Source organism: Baia soyae (assembly GCF_004341445.1).
Taxonomy (GTDB): domain Bacteria; phylum Bacillota; class Bacilli; order Thermoactinomycetales; family Thermoactinomycetaceae; genus Baia; species Baia soyae.
In genome coordinates this window covers 73,949-90,391 of sequence record NZ_SLXV01000008.1, presented here as the reverse complement: position 1 = coordinate 90,391, position 16,443 = coordinate 73,949, and the positions used below count along the sequence as shown (strand labels likewise).

At 44.8% G+C, this 16,443-nt stretch carries 20 protein-coding genes and 1 rRNA gene; all 21 read right to left on the bottom strand.

Features of this window, described 5'->3' with window-relative positions; all coding sequences use genetic code 11:
• A 16S ribosomal RNA gene (locus tag EDD57_RS04520) occupies positions 1–270 on the bottom strand; the annotation flags it as partial.
• Between the two features lie 390 nt (positions 271–660).
• Entirely contained in the window at positions 661–2,004 is a 1,344-nt protein-coding gene (locus EDD57_RS04515) for an Nramp family divalent metal transporter (protein ID WP_131848289.1), read from the bottom strand.
• Between the two features lie 202 nt (positions 2,005–2,206).
• On the bottom strand, positions 2,207–2,596 hold the full coding sequence (locus EDD57_RS04510) for a F0F1 ATP synthase subunit epsilon (RefSeq protein WP_131848297.1): 390 nt from the start codon (positions 2,594–2,596) through the stop codon (positions 2,207–2,209).
• A 79-nt stretch (positions 2,597–2,675) separates the two neighbouring features.
• A complete protein-coding gene (atpD, locus tag EDD57_RS04505) occupies positions 2,676–4,082 on the bottom strand; it encodes a F0F1 ATP synthase subunit beta (protein WP_131848288.1) in 1,407 nt (468 codons plus the stop codon).
• Between the two features lie 90 nt (positions 4,083–4,172).
• The gene (gene atpG / locus EDD57_RS04500; RefSeq protein ID WP_131848287.1) at positions 4,173–5,039 is read right to left on the bottom strand and encodes an ATP synthase F1 subunit gamma; all 867 of its coding nucleotides are present in this window, start codon (positions 5,037–5,039) and stop codon (positions 4,173–4,175) included.
• A gap of 86 nt (positions 5,040–5,125) precedes the next feature.
• The gene (atpA, locus tag EDD57_RS04495) at positions 5,126–6,640 is read right to left on the bottom strand and encodes a F0F1 ATP synthase subunit alpha (protein WP_131848286.1); all 1,515 of its coding nucleotides are present in this window, start codon (positions 6,638–6,640) and stop codon (positions 5,126–5,128) included.
• Between the two features lie 33 nt (positions 6,641–6,673).
• Complete coding sequence (locus EDD57_RS04490) at positions 6,674–7,219, bottom strand: F0F1 ATP synthase subunit delta (RefSeq protein ID WP_131848285.1); 546 nt, start codon at positions 7,217–7,219, stop codon at positions 6,674–6,676.
• A complete protein-coding gene (gene atpF / locus EDD57_RS04485) occupies positions 7,216–7,704 on the bottom strand; it encodes a F0F1 ATP synthase subunit B (RefSeq protein WP_243649436.1) in 489 nt (162 codons plus the stop codon). The genes EDD57_RS04490 and atpF overlap by 4 nt, the downstream gene beginning before the upstream one ends.
• An 81-nt stretch (positions 7,705–7,785) precedes the next feature.
• Complete coding sequence (gene atpE, locus EDD57_RS04480) at positions 7,786–8,010, bottom strand: F0F1 ATP synthase subunit C (protein WP_131848284.1); 225 nt, start codon at positions 8,008–8,010, stop codon at positions 7,786–7,788.
• Between the two features lie 64 nt (positions 8,011–8,074).
• Positions 8,075–8,812: a F0F1 ATP synthase subunit A gene (atpB, locus tag EDD57_RS04475; protein WP_131848283.1), complete on the bottom strand. Its 738-nt coding sequence runs from the start codon at positions 8,810–8,812 to the stop codon at positions 8,075–8,077.
• A gap of 26 nt (positions 8,813–8,838) precedes the next feature.
• Positions 8,839–9,219: an ATP synthase subunit I gene (locus tag EDD57_RS04470; RefSeq protein WP_131848282.1), complete on the bottom strand. Its 381-nt coding sequence runs from the start codon at positions 9,217–9,219 to the stop codon at positions 8,839–8,841.
• A gap of 7 nt (positions 9,220–9,226) precedes the next feature.
• Positions 9,227–9,442, bottom strand: coding sequence for an AtpZ/AtpI family protein (locus EDD57_RS04465; RefSeq protein WP_131848281.1), 216 nt, complete (start codon positions 9,440–9,442; stop codon positions 9,227–9,229).
• A 244-nt stretch (positions 9,443–9,686) separates the two neighbouring features.
• A complete protein-coding gene (upp, locus tag EDD57_RS04460; RefSeq protein WP_131848280.1) occupies positions 9,687–10,316 on the bottom strand; it encodes a uracil phosphoribosyltransferase in 630 nt (209 codons plus the stop codon).
• A gap of 122 nt (positions 10,317–10,438) precedes the next feature.
• Positions 10,439–11,680 (bottom strand): serine hydroxymethyltransferase, encoded by a 1,242-nt coding sequence (locus EDD57_RS04455; protein WP_131848279.1) that lies wholly within the window; start codon positions 11,678–11,680, stop codon positions 10,439–10,441.
• Positions 11,681–11,756: 76 nt separating this feature from the next.
• Positions 11,757–12,305, bottom strand: a complete 549-nt coding sequence (locus EDD57_RS04450) for a TIGR01440 family protein (RefSeq protein ID WP_131848278.1) — start codon at positions 12,303–12,305, stop codon at positions 11,757–11,759.
• Positions 12,305–12,751 carry a ribose 5-phosphate isomerase B gene (gene rpiB / locus EDD57_RS04445; RefSeq protein ID WP_131848277.1) on the bottom strand — a complete coding sequence of 149 codons (447 nt, stop codon included), beginning with the start codon at positions 12,749–12,751 and terminating at the stop codon, positions 12,305–12,307. The genes EDD57_RS04450 and rpiB overlap by 1 nt, the downstream gene beginning before the upstream one ends.
• A gap of 66 nt (positions 12,752–12,817) precedes the next feature.
• Positions 12,818–13,288 carry a low molecular weight protein arginine phosphatase gene (locus EDD57_RS04440; protein ID WP_131848295.1) on the bottom strand — a complete coding sequence of 157 codons (471 nt, stop codon included), beginning with the start codon at positions 13,286–13,288 and terminating at the stop codon, positions 12,818–12,820.
• 34 nt (positions 13,289–13,322) lie between these two features.
• Complete coding sequence (locus EDD57_RS04435) at positions 13,323–14,063, bottom strand: ZIP family metal transporter (protein ID WP_131848276.1); 741 nt, start codon at positions 14,061–14,063, stop codon at positions 13,323–13,325.
• Positions 14,054–14,617, bottom strand: coding sequence for a manganese efflux pump MntP (locus EDD57_RS04430; RefSeq protein ID WP_131848275.1), 564 nt, complete (start codon positions 14,615–14,617; stop codon positions 14,054–14,056). Before EDD57_RS04430 ends, EDD57_RS04435 begins: the two co-directional genes overlap by 10 nt.
• Before the next feature lie 65 nt (positions 14,618–14,682).
• Complete coding sequence (locus EDD57_RS04425; RefSeq protein WP_131848274.1) at positions 14,683–15,348, bottom strand: HAD family hydrolase; 666 nt, start codon at positions 15,346–15,348, stop codon at positions 14,683–14,685.
• A 30-nt stretch (positions 15,349–15,378) separates the two neighbouring features.
• Positions 15,379–16,440: an L-threonylcarbamoyladenylate synthase gene (locus tag EDD57_RS04420; protein ID WP_131848294.1), complete on the bottom strand. Its 1,062-nt coding sequence runs from the start codon at positions 16,438–16,440 to the stop codon at positions 15,379–15,381.
• Positions 16,441–16,443: the final 3 nt, after the last annotated feature.

Below are 16,443 nucleotides of genomic sequence, written 5' to 3'. Positions count from 1 at the left end.
ATCGTCGCCTTGGTAGGCCATTACCCCACCAACAAGCTAATGCACCGCGGGCCCATCCGTAAGTGATAAATCTTTTACTTGTCCTTCATGCGAAGGTCAAGATTATCCAGTATTAGCTCCGGTTTCCCGAAGTTATCCCAGTCTTACGGGCAGGTTGCCCACGTGTTACTCACCCGTTCGCCGCTAGGAGCTAAAAGCTCCTCGCTCGACTTGCATGTATTAGGCACGCCGCCAGCGTTCGTCCTGAGCCAGGATCAAACTCTCCATTGAAAGTTTGAGCTAAGCTCAATTTAAAGTAATTAAACAGGTCTTGGTTCATTCACTCTTTAGTTTTCAAGGAACACTTGCTTTTTGTTTTCGTCACCGTATCGCGGCGACATGTAATAATATATCATGTCCCAAAAAAGGAGTCAACAACTATTTTACACTTTTATTTTATCCACAAACATCACCTCATTATCCACAACTTATCCACAGGATTTATCATAAGCATTGAGCCACTGAAAGGAGGTCCTTGGGGAAACTACTACTAACTAGTAATAGAAGGTAGAGCGCCAATGTATCTGCTTTATTGAAGTGACCAAGCAGATACATTGTGCAACTAAACTCCCAATTAACACCTATGCTAATTAGATTACGAAAAAGAAAACCCTCATCTTATCAATCAACAAATGTCCGAACCAACAGATAAATATTTAGAATAGCTATCACCACAGCAACAAAGTATGCAATCACTTTTGTAACTATGGAGTTCACAAACGTGCCCATTTTCTTCTTGTCACTCGTAAAAAATACAAGTGGGAATACTGCGAATGATAACTGGAAGGACAAGATTATCTGACTAACGATAAGAAGCTCCATTGTCCCCTTTTCCCCGTACAGCGCAATGACGATAACGGCAGGGATAATGGCAATAACGCGGGTGATTAACCTCCTGAGCCACGGCTTTAGGCGAATATTCAAGAAGCCTTCCATAATGATCTGTCCTGCTAGCGTTCCTGTGAGGGTTGAGTTTTGTCCTGAAGCCAATAGGGCAACTCCGAATAAAATACTTGCCACTGATGACCCAAGTAGTGGACTTAATAACTCATAAGCTTGATCAATATCATCTACTACCTTGCCAGAACTAAAGAACGTGGCCGCAGATAAAATCAAGATGGATGCATTGATAAATAGCGCAAAAAATAGAGCGACTGTAGAATCAATAGTTGAAAATTGAATGGCTTCCTTCTTCTCTTTAACTGTGTTTCCATATTTTCGAGTCTGAACGATGGAAGAGTGTAAATATAGGTTATGCGGCATGACGGTTGCTCCTAAGATACCAATCGCGATGTATAACATCTCAGGATTCGTCACGATCTCCTTCTTAGGAACAAAGCCTTTTAATACATCGGAAATGACTGGTTTAGATAAGAACAATTCAACAGCGAAGCATCCCCCAATGATGAGGATCAATGAAATGACGAGTGCCTCTATATAACGGAACCCTTTATTTTGCAACATGAGGATGATAATGACATCCAAAGCTGTTAAGAGCACACCATAGATAAGAGGAATCCCGAACAAAAGATTTAACGCAATGGCCGTCCCAACTAACTCTGCTAAATCACATGCGGCAATCGCAATCTCAGCAAAGACCCACAGAACAAACGAAACAGGTTTACTAAAATGATCTCGACAAGCTTGGGCTAAATCACGCCGGGTTACAATTCCTAACTTCCCAGCCAATGCTTGAAGCAACATAGCCATTACATTTGAAATCAGGATGACAAATAAGAGATCATAGTGGAATAAAGAACCACCTGCCAAGTCTGTCGCCCAGTTGCCAGGATCCATATACCCAACTGCTACTAGATAGCCAGGCCCTACAAAGGCTAACATCTTTCGGAACCACGATCCGTTTTGGGGAACCGGCATCGAACGATACACTTCTGATAAGGATGGCTGAATACGCTCTCTTTTCCATCCACTTGCTATAGATTGACTTTCTTTTGTCGAATCCATTTATTTTTACCTCACTAAAGAAAATTGGTTTAGAGAAAGAAATTAGGTAAAAAAAACCAAAAGATACATCGTTCCCAAATAATATCATTCAGTATAACCTAACTAAATTCAAAAATCTACTAGAGATTACAGCTCAAAAACAGCCCTTACTCTTTACATTTTACAAAGAGTAAGGGCTGTTTTGTTTGCCAATCTATTATCGTTATTTCGCAACCCGAAGTCGATTCATGGAACGTAACAAAGCGGCTTCTGCGCGGATGAGATCTCCTTCAGCAGAGTGAATCCGTTTTTCAGCACGTTCTTTGGCTTGTAGTGCACGGTTCTTATCGATCTCGCTCGCTGTCTCAGCTGATTCAGCTAAGATGGTCACTTGATCTGGACGTACTTCTAAGAATCCGCCACTCACTGCAATCTCTTCTTCTTGGCCATCATTCTTCACACGAACGATGGTAGCTTGAAGAGGAGAAACGAGCGGAGCGTGTTTTGGCATAATCCCAATATCTCCGTTCGCAGCACGCGTGATGATCATGTCTACGTCTTCCGAGTACACTTTTTTCTCCGGAGTTACGATGTCGAGATGAATTTTACTCATAAACATCTCTGCAATCCACATCTAACTAAGAAATGGAAAGCAGGTCTTCACCTCCCTAATCGGTTTCAATCAGGATCTATTAAGCTCCAGGTTTCCAGCCAAGCTTCTTCGCTTTTTCGATTGCATCGTCGATATTTCCGACCATGTAGAAAGCTTCCTCTGGCATGCTATCATGCTTACCATCGAGAACTTCACCGAAGCTACGTACTGTTTCTTTAACAGGAACGTAGACACCTGGTTGACCTGTAAATTGTTCCGCTACGTGCAAGTTTTGAGCAAGGAATTTCTCGATCTTACGGGCACGTAGAACAAGCAATTTATCTTCATCAGACAACTCGTCAAAGCCGAGGATGGCGATGATATCTTGTAGCTCATTATAACGTTGCAATAGTTGCTGTACGCCACGAGCAACGCGATAATGTTCGTCCCCTACAATAGCAGGAGTCAAAATACGAGAAGTAGATGCCAATGGATCTACCGCTGGGTAAATCCCTTTTTGAGTCAAACGACGCTCCAAGTTGGTGGTTGCATCCAAGTGAGAGAATGCAGTTGCTGGAGCTGGGTCGGTATAGTCATCCGCAGGAACGTAGATCGCTTGGATCGAGGTTACAGAACCTGTTTTGGTGGATGTAATACGCTCTTGCAATTGACCCATTTCGGTTGCGAGGGTTGGTTGGTAACCTACCGCAGATGGCATACGGCCAAGAAGTGCGGATACCTCAGAACCTGCTTGGGTAAAGCGGAAGATGTTATCTACGAAGAACAATACGTCTTGTCCTTCAGAGTCACGGAAATACTCAGCCATCGTCAAACCAGTCAAGGCAACACGCATACGCGCGCCTGGTGGTTCGTTCATCTGACCAAATACCATCGCAGTTTTACTGATTACACCAGAGTCTTTCATCTCATGATAGAGGTCATTTCCCTCACGGGTACGCTCTCCAACTCCAGCAAATACAGACAAACCACCATGCTCTTGAGCGATGTTGTTGATAAGCTCTTGAATCAATACGGTTTTACCTACACCCGCACCACCGAAAAGGCCGATTTTACCACCTTTTGCGTATGGAGCTAGCAAGTCTACAACTTTGATACCTGTTTCAAGCATCTCTTGTTGAGTAGATTGTTGGTCGTAGCTAGGTGCTGGACGGTGAATTTCGTATTTTTCTTTTGCTTCTACACTACCTGCTTCATCGATTGGTTCGCCCAATACGTTGAAGATTCGGCCTAAAACTTCACGGCCAACTGGTACGGAGATACCAGCTCCTGTGTCTACTACTTCCATATCACGAACAAGACCATCGGTGGATTCCATCGCAATGGTACGAGCCGAGTTGTCACCTAGATGAAGGGCTACTTCTAACGTAAGCTCACTTCCATCGGCGCGAGTCACTTTCAATGCGTTATTGATTTCAGGAAGGTTGCCGGCTGTAAATTTTACGTCGACGACAGGACCCATAACCTGAAGGATACGCCCAGTGTTCATATGATTCCCTCCTTAGCGTTTTGTACCGATCTATCTTCAATCCCTTTTACAGGATGGAAATAATCAATATAGGTATAAGTGCCATCAATCCTATGATAGCGCTGCTACGCCACCCACGATTTCTGCGATCTCTTGGGTAATTGCAGCTTGACGAGCACGGTTAAATTCCAAGGTAAGACGTTCAATGATTGCTGTTGCATTATCGGTTGCGCTTGTCATCGCAGTCATACGCGCTGCAAACTCAGATGCTTTTGCATCAAGAAGTGCACTGTAGATCAATGTCTCAGCGTAACGTGGTAACAAATCCGCTAAAACCTCTTCTTCTGATGGTTCGAATTCATAAGGAGTTGTGTTTGAAACCCCTTCGAGTTCATCACTTGCTAGAGGAAGTAGGCGTTTGACAACAGGACGTTGCACAACTGGGTTTACAAACTCATTAAACACGATGTACAACTCATCGAATTTCTCCTCCGCGTAAAAGTTCACTGCTTCATTCGCAATGGCTTTTACATCGGAGAATTGAGGACTATCTGATAAGCCAACAATACTGCTAATCAGTGGAGTATTACGCTTTTTGAAAAAGTCCAATGCCTTACGACCGATGCTGAATACAACATAATCATCGTTTGAAGCGTGACGCTCTTTAACCGTATTGGTCATCAAACGAAGAAGGTTACTGTTGTATCCACCAGCTAAACCACGATCAGACGAAATAACGAGATAACCAGTTTTCTTCACCGGACGTGATACCATCATCGGATGATTGATGTTACTTGACCCGGATGCGATACTCACGATTACCTCTTTCATTTTCTCCGCATAAGGACGAGCTGCCGTAGCTTGCTCTTGTGAGCGACGCAATTTAGAAGCCGATACCATTTTCATCGCTTTCGTAATTTGCATAGTCTTATTCTTGGAGCGGATACTCTCTTTAATATCCCGCATACTAGCCGCCATGTATGTTCACCATCCTTTCTCACATGATCCCCGTAGGACTACTTAGGTAGCCCCACAGTTCTCAGGAAGGTAGGGTTCTCAATTTATTAAACCGTTACCGCAAAGGTCTTTTTGAAAGATTCGATTGTTGCTTTTAAGTTTGTTTCGATATCTTCTTCTAATTTCTTGCGATCACGAATGCTTGCAAATAGATCTGCATGGTTCGCATCGATGAATGCATGAAGCTCCGATTCAAAACGACGAACATCTGCAACTGGAACATCATCCACATAACCACGAGTTACCACGTAAAGAGATACAACTTGTTTCTCTACTGCCATTGGTTGATGTTCAGGCTGTTTCAAGATTTCAATGGTCCGCTCACCACGAGACAATTTCGCACGGGTTGCATCGTCAAGGTCAGAACCGAATTGAGCAAATGCTGCCAACTCGTTGTACTGAGAAAGGTCAAGACGCAAGGTACCTGCTACTTTAGACATCGCCTTAATTTGCGCAGAACCACCTACACGAGATACAGAGAAACCGGTATCAACCGCTGGACGAACCCCAGAGTGGAATAGACGTGACTCAAGGAAGATCTGACCATCTGTAATCGAGATTACGTTGGTTGGAATGTAAGCAGAGATATCGCCCGCTTGGGTTTCGATGAATGGAAGAGCAGTCAAGGAACCGCCACCACGCTCATCAGAAAGTTTCGCTGCACGCTCTAGCAAACGGGAGTGCAAGTAGAATACATCCCCTGGATATGCCTCACGACCTGGAGGACGACGAAGCAAGAGAGAAAGCTCACGATAAGCCGCTGCTTGCTTAGACAAGTCATCATATACACAGAGAACATGTCCACCGTTATACATGAAGTACTCACCCATCGCAGTACCTGCATATGGAGCTAAGAACAAGAGTGGAGCTGGGTCAGATGCACTTGCTACTACTACGATGGTGTAGTCAAGCGCGCCGTGACGACGTAGTTTTTCTACTACGTGTGCAACGGTTGATTGTTTTTGTCCAATCGCTACGTATACACAAACCATGTCTTGATCTTTTTGGTTGATGATCGCATCGATTGCGATAGTGGTTTTACCAGTTTGACGGTCTCCAATGATTAACTCACGTTGACCACGGCCGATTGGCACCATTGCGTCGATTGCTTTAATTCCAGTCTGCATAGGTTCGTTAACCGACTTACGGTCGATTACACCTGGAGCGTTTGATTCAATTGGACGGAATTCTTTTGTCTCAATTGGACCTTTACCATCAAGTGGTTGACCGAGTGGGTTTACTACACGTCCGAGTAGTGCTTTCCCTACTGGTACTTCCATCAAGCGACCTGTACGTTTTACTTGGTCTCCTTCACGGATCTCTTGGAATGGTCCTAGGATTACTACACCCACTTGACTCTCTTCCAAGTTCAATACCATACCCATTACGCCATTACTAAATTCAACGAGCTCACCAGCCATTACGTTGGTTAAGCCATGTACGCGAGCAATACCGTCCCCTACTTGGATTACGGTACCAACATCGATCACTTCTACATCAGCGCTGTATTGTGCGATGCGATCCTTAATCAGGGAGCTAATTTCTTCTGGTCTAATGCTCATTGAGTGTCACCCCAATCCTTCGCTTGTATTGATCTATCCGACTCTGGTTTCTTTCAATGTATCTTGAAAGCGTTCCAGCTTGTTTTTAACGCTACCATCATATAGACGGTCTCCTACTTGTACGACCAAACCACCTAAGAGGCTTTTGTCTACTTTTTCTTGAATCCGGACTTGTCGGCCCAAAATTTTTGAAAAAGCATCTGTTACTCCATCGCGCTCTGCATCATCAAGAGAGGAAGCAGAGGTAACAACTACTTCTAGTACGCCTTTTGCATCGTCTGCTAGCTTCGTATACTCCTTAGAGATTTCCGCTAGAGCCTCTTCACGGCGACCTTCTACGATTACGCTCAGAAAGTTCTTCGTGATGGATTGAACTTGGGTAAAGGCACTTGAGATCAATTCTTTCTTTTCCTCAAGAGCTACTTTAGGAGATTGCAACAACGTTACAAACTCAGGTGTCTTCGCAAGTGTCTCACTAACTAATTGGAGGTCTGCTCCAACTTGATCAACGAGACGGTTTTCGTTGGCTACTTGATACAGTGCACTGGCGTAGCGTTTCGCCACGATTACGTAACTCATTGTAATCGTCCTACTTGATCGAGATAAGCATTCACAAGGTTCGCTTGTTTCTTCTGATCCAAGGTTTCGCCAACCAATTTTTCAGCCAACTGAACACTTAATGCGCCTACTTCTTCACGCAAGCTCGCTAAAGCTTTCATTTTTTCTAACTCAATTTCTTTCTTCGCATCTGCAAGCATTTGGTCTGCTTGAGATTTCGCTTTATCCATGATCTTATCTGCCTCAACCTCTTTTTGAGCTTTGGCACGATCGATGATTTCTTTTGCTTCCGTACGAGTCGCGATCAACAATTCTTTTTGTTCAGCGACTAGTTTTTCTGCTTCCGCACGGTTCGTTTCTGCAATAGAAATTTGACCTTCGATATGATTGGTACGCTCATTCATCGTAGCCAATAATGGGCGCAGAGCATATTTGGAAACCAAAAACACTAGGATGAAGAAGATTGCTAATTGCACTAAGCTAGTTCCTAGACCACTAAAGCTCACGACTAGTCACTCCTTCCGGATTGAAAATAAAGCGGGGCGATCATACTCCCCCCGCAGAATGCAGTCTTTTTACAGTTACAATTAAACACCAATTACTTTGAACAGTAATAGGATACCGAAAGCTACACCAATGATAGGAAGTGCCTCAATCAAACCGAAAAGGATCATAGTTTGACCAAACAAAGTACCACGTGCTTCTGGTTGGCGAGCGATTCCTTCGATATATTTAGCAAAAAGATTGGAGTTACCAATCGCAGCACCAAGTGCAGCAAGACCGATCATGATAGAAGCAGCTAGAATAGACATTTAATATTTCCTCCTTAAAAGGTCGAAAGTTTTATTTTTGTTCATAACAGCAAAACAGCAAAGATTAGTGTCCACCTGCATATTTTTGTCCGATATAGACGTTAGCCAATACGGTGAAAATATACGCTTGGATCATTCCTACGAATAGCGAGAAGGCAATCCAAACCGCAACAGGCACAAAGGTTACATAAAGCGGGAACTTCGTCATCAGGATGGTAATGAGTACTTCACCCGCGAAGATGTTCGCCCATAGACGCATTGCATGGGTAGCTGGTTTAGAAACTTCCTCGATCCAATGAAGCGGATTCACGAATGGTTTTAGCCAAGAACCTAGGCCATTCTTAATTCCTATGAAGTTCGCGAAAAGTGCTACAGAAATCGCCATAGTGAAGGCAAAACCAAGGTCAGCTGTTGGTGACTTCAGTAACGCCACATGTGCAGCTCCATTATGCTCCTTCAGTGTCTCTTCTGTAATTCCTAACCATGGAATCGGGTCATGAACTTCTCCCGTAATCATCAAGATAACACCAAGTTGGTTTGCAACTAAAACAAACAAGAACAACGTAAAGGAAAATGCCAGATATTTCTCTGCTCGCTTATGGTCATAGGTCATCCCTGTGATACCGCGAATCATATCAATCAACATCTCAAGCCCTACTTGGAGTCCACGGGGAACCATGCTCACTTTTCTAGTTGCAAAGTAAATCAGCCCAAATACAATCGCAGCCGCAATAATCGTCCCTAAGATAATCGTTAGGTCGAACTTTAGGCCTGCTACTGTGACTTGTGGGGTTAGCTCCATTTTGTTGTTTCACCCCCTTCTTCGGATCAACTTTTTCGGTTGGCTGGTAGTGAGATATATACAAAAAGAGAGAGGATATAGCAAACTGGTGCTCCTAAAGCGATTCCTCTGCCATCGATTTGCTCTGGAAACCGCACAGCGATCAACACAGCAAAAGTGACCATAAGTATCCTTTGGATAAATCCAAGACCCGTACGGGCTGTACCTGTTTCAATAACAGACTCGCCTGCAAGTCTCACTCTTCTTGCAAGGTGGAGAAAATTGTACAAACTAACAGAAAGGCCTAAGGCAACGCCAGCTAGTAAACTTTTGTGAGGAGTAAGGAGCCAAAAAGCTAAGAGTGTGATGAACAGCACAAGTGTGATCATCACGACACGGTAGTAAATGGGTTTTGTTGTGGATTCCATGTGGAGGTCAATCCTTTATAAATGCTCGTAACGTGTACCCCGCCGCTACAAAACCAGCGGTTAACCCGATAAACACCCCAATGATGAGTAGGGTAGGTTTGGTGTGAAAGTATGTATCGAGATACTTCCCAAGATAAGCCCCACCTACTGTCGTCAGAATCACTTCCATACCCAATGAACCGACCAATGCAAGTGCATGCACGGGGCTCCTTTTCTTTGTCATCACAATTCATCCCCCATATTTTTATAGGTAATATGGAATCTGTGGGTAGTGTGATTTCAGGCGTTTCCCATGCTTATACTAATAGAACCATCCGATGATTGTCAACGCTTTCTTCAGCCAATCATATAAAAGTTTCTGGGAATGGCTCCTTTATTAAATCGCAGATTCCTTGACATCCATGCCCTCACTATCGTATTCAAAAAACACGAAAAAATTATTAAGTTTACGTGAAAGGTTTCAAGAATTATTTCGTACCAAATAGACGATCTCCTGCGTCACCTAATCCAGGGATGATATAACTCTTTTCATCTAGCCTTTCATCCACTGCCGCCGCATAGATATCGACATCTGGGTGTTCCTCTTGTAGATGAGCAATGCCCTCAGGACAAGAGATAAGACACATAAACTTGATATGCTTGGCACCCATATTTTTGATTTGTTGGATAGCAGCTGCGGCAGAAGCGCCTGTTGCTAGCATTGGATCAATTACAATCAGCTCTCTCTCGCCGATATCAGATGGCATCTTGGCATAGTAATTGATCGCTTTAAGTGTCTCTGGATCACGATAAAGTCCAATGTGGCCTACTTTTGCCGCTGGAATCAATCGAAGTACGCCATCTACCATGCCCAGACCCGCACGGAGAATAGGAACGAGTCCAATCTTTTTCCCTTCTAGGACTTGGCATGTGGCCATAGTGACAGGAGTCTCGATCTCTACTTCCCGAAGTGGTAGATCGCGTGTGATTTCATAAGCCATCAACATCGCTACTTCTTCCACTAGCTCACGGAATTCTTTTGTTCCGGTACTCTTATCACGAATAATACTCAGTTTGTGCTGAATTAAAGGGTGATCAAATACGTAGACGTTGCTCATATGTAAAACTCCTTTATGTCATCATAGCTACATTATTTACCAAAATCTTTCAATCTATATGCGTACGAAAAACCACTACCCAATATAGTGGTTTTTCGCTGATCACACATCCTACGTCTTACTTACCATTGTGGATAAAGAGGGAACTTCGCTGTTAACTCAGCCACGCGGCGACGAGCTTCGTTTTGAATCGCCTCATCATCTGGGTTCTTAAGTGTAAGCCCCATGATCTTCGCAATCTCATCCATCGCTTGCTCATCCATTCCCCGAGAGGTGACAGCTGCTGTACCGATCCGAACACCACTGGTTACAAACGGGCTTTCTGGGTCGTTTGGAATCGTGTTTTTATTGGTGGTAATTCCGATTTCATCTAACAAGTGCTCGGCCTTCTTACCCGTCAAACCAACCGTACGAACATCGATCAATACGAGATGATTATCGGTTCCATCGGAAACGAGTTTAAGCCCCTCTGCTTTTAACCCTTCAGCTAGACGGTTGGCATTACGGACCACGTTCCCTGAGTAAGTACGGAACTCTTCGGACAGTGCCTCTCCAAAAGCGACTGCTTTCGCAGCGATGACATGCATAAGCGGGCCCCCTTGGATACCAGGGAAAATCGCTTTATCAATCTTTTGCGCGTACTCCGCCTTACAAAGAATCATGCCTCCACGTGGTCCACGTAGCGTTTTATGTGTTGTGGTCGTAACGAAGTCGGCATAAGGAACTGGGTTCGGATGGTGCCCCGTAGCGACGAGTCCGGCAATATGAGCCATATCTACCATAAAGATCGCTCCAACCTCATCCGCAATCTCACGCATCTTAGCAAAATCAATGATACGTGGATACGCACTCGCTCCGGCAACGATGCACTTTGGCTTATGCTCTAACGCTACTTGACGCACTTCCTCGTAGTTAATGCGGTGGGTATTCTCATCCACTCCGTAGGCAACGAAGTTATATAGTTTCCCCGAAAAGTTCACAGGACTTCCGTGGGTGAGATGTCCTCCATGAGCCAGATTCATCCCTAGAACGGTATCACCGTACTCTAACATGGCATAATAAACGGCCATATTGGCTTGGGCGCCCGAATGTGGTTGAACATTTGCATGCTCAGCACCAAACAATTTCTTCGCACGATCGCGAGCTAAGTTCTCAACGACGTCCACATGCTCACAACCGCCATAATATCGTTTACCCGGATACCCTTCCGCGTACTTATTCGTTAGGATACTTCCCATCGCTTCCATGACTGCAGGGCTGACGAAGTTTTCAGAAGCAATCAGCTCTATGTTTTGTTGCTGACGATGCAGCTCTGCTTGCATTGCCTCTACTAACTCTGGGTCTTGATTTTGTAAGTGTTCCACCGCGCGTTTCCCCCTTCTGATCAAAAGCCATTCACCCTATTTTAACAAAGGAACATTTATCTGACAGCATTGATTTTTATCTTTCTAACACATAAACAGCTCGTGCCCCGCCAATCAATTTAGGACGAGTTATGGCCATCGTTACGCGCGCCTCCCCGATGGTACGTTGTGTGGGTCTTATGGGGACGGCGACTGGTTTTAAGTGCATGCCAATTAACGTATCACCAATATCGATCGCCGCATCAGCTTGTACCGCTTCTACGAGTACAGGGTCTTGCAGATGATGAAAGGCATAGGAAGCCATAGCGCCACCTGCTTGTGGGACTGGGATTACAGATACCTCGGGGTAATGAGTTCGTTCTTGGGTAGATCGCTCCATCACTAAGGCCCGATTTAAATGTTCACAGCACTGAAAGGCAAGCTGAAAGGCGTACTCCTCTTGCAATTCCCGCACAGCCGAGAATATCTCTGCCGCTACTTGATCGCTTCCACCTGTTCCAATCTGCTTCCCGATCACTTCGCTGGTACTTACCCCGATGACCAGAAGGTGCTTCTCATGAAGCCCAGATACCTGAATGAGCGACTGGACTACTTGCTTGGTTTGTTCATAAATCGTCGTGGTCATCACAACTCGGCTCTTTCGAGTTCAGCAATTTTATTTACGCGACGAAGATGACGATCCCCGGCAAACTCGGTTGTCAACCAAGCGTGTGCGATGGACTTTGCCAAGTCTCCGCCTACGACACGTTCACCCAGCGCTAACACGTTTGCATTGTTATGCTCACGGCTCATACGAGCAGAGTATTCGTCACTTACTACGGCACAACGAATCCCTTTTACTTTATTAGCCGCAATCGACATCCCAATACCGGTACCACAAATCAAGATGCCACGATCGAATTCACCCTTGGCAACGCGTTTCGCCACAGGTTCCGCATAGTCTGGATAGTCAACTGACTGATCAGACGTACATCCGATATCTTCAAACTCCATATGTAAATCCGCTAGCAGGCCTTTTAATTCTTCTTTCAAACGAACGCCTCCATGATCGGATGCAAGAATAATACGCAAAAAAACCGCCTCCTCTTCATTATGTCACCCTTAGTATACCCGTAATAAAGAGGCGGAGGGAGTATTCTATTCATTTTCGGAATTGGAATTCCATTTCCCCATCAGCTGTCGTATCGCTTGTTCGATTTCATCTCTCGTCTCTCGGTACATTTCTGCCGAACCACCGTAAGGATCCGCGATATCCTGCTCCCAATCTTGGACACCGTAGGCGATCCTTTTTAGGGTAAATATTTTCTCTTTCGCTTCGGGAAACATCTGTTCCAACACAGCTTGATGACCCTCTGTCATCGTCAGAATCAGATCTGACCACTCGATCAACTCAGATGTAATCGCTTGTGATCGATGATCATGGTTGATTCCTTTTTCTTGCAGTGCCATGCTGGAGTATTCTGAAGCTGGTAGACCATGATAGGCATGTGTACCTGCTGATTTTATCTCTAAATCTATATGAAACTCGTGACTCACCTTTCGGAGCAATGCTTCTGCCATCGGACTCCTACAGGTGTTTCCTGTGCAGACAAACAAAATTCGTTTCAGATTCAACCGTGATCCCCCGTTTCCATTCTAGTTGTTAATGCATCCCAGGCAATCCGTGAAAGTGAAAGAGATGGATCACATACATCAAGATCATCCCGCAACCGATTCCGATACAAGCGTTTCCTTTCGACAACTTCCATGATCGAAGTAACACTTCCCAAGCAACCCAAACCATGGTTGTAGCCGCAAACACAAGTGCAATCGCAATCCATCGAGGCGAGGAAACAAATCCACCTAGCCATGTCCCAAGCGGGAGAACAGCGCCACTTAGTAATCCAACAAGCCCCACTATCCTCTTCGAACAATTTGCCGCGAGTAACGGAGCTCCTAGGCTCATCCCCTCGGGAATGTTATGAATAACCATCGCCAAGCTAATCGACATCCCCATCTCTCTCATCGTGCCAAATCCGATACCAATCAGCGCACCCTCGGGAATATTATGCAGCGCAATAGCGGCAAATAAATAAATTCCCAGTTTTGCATATTCTTGATTACCTTCTTGTCCTTTTACTTTACCGAATGGCATTTGATGAATCAACACCAAGATAAGACCAGCCAGTCCCATTCCTAAAAATGCTTCTGTCCAATTTCCATATTGAAACGAGACAGGTAGTAGAGTTCCGTAGGTAATCCAAAGCATCACGCCCACAGATAAACCGAGTGAAAAAGCGAGGACTCGTTTGTTAATCGGGAGAAAACAAACGAGAATGGCGCCAATAAACGTAGATACTCCAGTTACCGCGCTATATATAATAGCTTCGTTGATCAATCCCATAGAAACGTTACACCTAACACAAATAAAATGACGCCACCCAAGATTTCTCCATACCTACCCATCCAGCTTCCCATAGACTTCCCGATCAGAAGCCCAAGGATCGTCAAAACGCCTCCCGATAATCCAAACAAGATAACAGCTAGAAACCGATCCGCCGAAAAAAGGCCCATGCTAAGACCCGCTGAAAGACTGTCCAGACTTACACTCATCGACATCATCGTCAATCCCATGATCGTCCCACTTCGGACAAAGACCTCTTCCGAGTTTCGAAAACTATGAATCACCATGTTTCCACCTAGAAAGCAAAGCATACCTCCTCCTACCAAGGAGGCAATTTCTTTTATGTATACACTCAGGTATTCTCCTATGTAAATCCCACACAACGGCATCACAATATGAAAAAAGGCAACAAGCATACAAAACAACACCATTTTTTCAAAGGAAGGACGTTTCATCCCCAAACCGATTCCGATCGAAAGAGCGTCCATCCCAAGGGCAATCGCTATAATCGTGAGTGTAAGAATCTGACCGACATCTGGTATGGACTCTAACATGAGTAGTCCCTCCTTGTCCTATCTATGTTGTAACCTATGCTTGGACCACACAAAAAAGAACCAGCCTACTTGGCTAGTTCTTTTACTTGAATCCCTTGGAAATGCGGAATAATATGTTCCGCGCCTACACTTATTAATTGCTTTCTTTGCTCCCCTTGAGCGACACCCACAAATTGCAAATGGAGATTACGGGCTGTTCGGTAATCCCAGACACCATCCCCAATGGAGACGATCCGCTCAAAATGAGAGACATGATAGGTATGCTTCGCCTTCTCAATCGCACTTCCTACAATCTCCTCACGCGTAACGCCTTCACTCGCAGTAGCAAGTACAGGAACACAATCAACATCTGAGAAAATAGCCAATTTATCTTCAGCCGCGCTTCTCAGAGAGCCGGTTGCAAAACAAAACGGGACCCCCTCCGCGGATAAATGACGTAAAAAATCACCCGCACCAGGAATCTCGTGTATTTCACTATGTTTTCTATATTCCAAATAAATTTGATAAAATTGATGTTCAAATCGTGCTAGATCACTAGATGTTACTTGCATCTGATTATATCGACCATTCTCATAAAAGATATGAGAATCAGTATAATGCTGATAACCGCCCCAATCAGGATTAATCTCGGCATAACCAAATGCTGTTAAAGACTCTAAATATACACGCTGATGTAAATCATTTGATTCTGTTAACGTACCATCAATATCGAATACAAAAAGCAAAGACAATCAGAATTCTCCTCTCCACCCTAGCCCACGCTAAACTCGGATCATTCGTCCTTCGGCAGCTTTTCTCATTCGGTTCATCACAGAGGTGTAAATTCCGCATTCGGGAAATGTCTCTGCATAGATGACATCGATCTTCTCTTGATCAAATGTACGGAGGGCATCGTACAAACCTCTGGCTACGGACTCTGGATCGGAGCGAGAGCCGCAAGCAATCACATGATTCGCTTGCTTAAAGTAATGTTTTCGTTCCTCCGTTGTTAATACGCCTACCTTTTTTCCTTGTCGAACATCCTCTTTTATCATGCGATTCACTCGCCCTACCACTTTCAAAGGCTCACCATGCACGAGAAACATCTCCCCCGATGGAGCATAATGCCGATACTTCATTCCCGGGGAACGTGGTTTGGATTTCTCACTGTGAAGATTGGGATCTACCTCTACATCTCCTAAAACATCACGCAATTGTTCTAAGGTGATGCCTCCGGGACGTAGCAACATAGGCACATCGCCTGTTATATCAAGCACGGTCGACTCGATCCCCACCCCTGCATTTCCTCCGTCCAACAACACATGAAATCGGCCAGACAGGTCATGCCAGACATGCTGGGCCTGTGTAGGGCTTGGCTTACCCGATCGATTGGCACTAGGCGCCGCCACCGGGATATCAGCCACTTGTAATAACGCCATCGCTACCGGGTGCGAGGGAAATCGTACAGCTACGGTATCTAAACCAGCTGTTACATTATCCGCGATCTGCCCATTATGAGGTAACACCAAGGTAAGAGGCCCTGGACAAAAATGTTTCATACAGATTTTCGCCACAGAAGGCACTCCCTCTACCCATTTGGCTAGTTGTTCAGGTGAACCTAAATGAACGATTAAAGGGTTGTCCGAGGGACGTCCCTTCGCTTCAAAGATTTGTGCAACAGCGGCCTGTGAAGTCGCATCCGCACCTAATCCATAGACGGTTTCTGTCGGAAAGGCAACCAAACCACCTTCTCGGAGAAGTTTTGCTGCACGAATGATTTCTGGTTGTCGTTTTAACCCCTCTATGGTATCCGTGGAATCAACTTCCCACCAATGGGTGATCACTTG

Coding starts and splice junctions, on each gene's coding strand:
- EDD57_RS04515 (WP_131848289.1), bottom strand. CDS start 2,004: ATGGATTCGACAAAAGAAAGTCAATCTATAGCAAGTGGATGGAAAAGA.
- EDD57_RS04510 (WP_131848297.1), bottom strand. CDS start 2,596: ATGAGTAAAATTCATCTCGACATCGTAACTCCGGAGAAAAAAGTGTAC.
- atpD (WP_131848288.1), bottom strand. CDS start 4,082: ATGAACACTGGGCGTATCCTTCAGGTTATGGGTCCTGTCGTCGACGTA.
- atpG (WP_131848287.1), bottom strand. CDS start 5,039: ATGGCGGCTAGTATGCGGGATATTAAAGAGAGTATCCGCTCCAAGAAT.
- atpA (WP_131848286.1), bottom strand. CDS start 6,640: ATGAGCATTAGACCAGAAGAAATTAGCTCCCTGATTAAGGATCGCATC.
- EDD57_RS04490 (WP_131848285.1), bottom strand. CDS start 7,219: ATGAGTTACGTAATCGTGGCGAAACGCTACGCCAGTGCACTGTATCAA.
- atpE (WP_131848284.1), bottom strand. CDS start 8,010: ATGTCTATTCTAGCTGCTTCTATCATGATCGGTCTTGCTGCACTTGGT.
- atpB (WP_131848283.1), bottom strand. CDS start 8,812: ATGGAGCTAACCCCACAAGTCACAGTAGCAGGCCTAAAGTTCGACCTA.
- EDD57_RS04470 (WP_131848282.1), bottom strand. CDS start 9,219: ATGGAATCCACAACAAAACCCATTTACTACCGTGTCGTGATGATCACA.
- EDD57_RS04465 (WP_131848281.1), bottom strand. CDS start 9,442: ATGACAAAGAAAAGGAGCCCCGTGCATGCACTTGCATTGGTCGGTTCA.
- upp (WP_131848280.1), bottom strand. CDS start 10,316: ATGAGCAACGTCTACGTATTTGATCACCCTTTAATTCAGCACAAACTG.
- EDD57_RS04450 (WP_131848278.1), bottom strand. CDS start 12,305: ATGACCACGACGATTTATGAACAAACCAAGCAAGTAGTCCAGTCGCTC.
- EDD57_RS04435 (WP_131848276.1), bottom strand. CDS start 14,063: ATGGGATTGATCAACGAAGCTATTATATATAGCGCGGTAACTGGAGTA.
- EDD57_RS04430 (WP_131848275.1), bottom strand. CDS start 14,617: ATGTTAGAGTCCATACCAGATGTCGGTCAGATTCTTACACTCACGATT.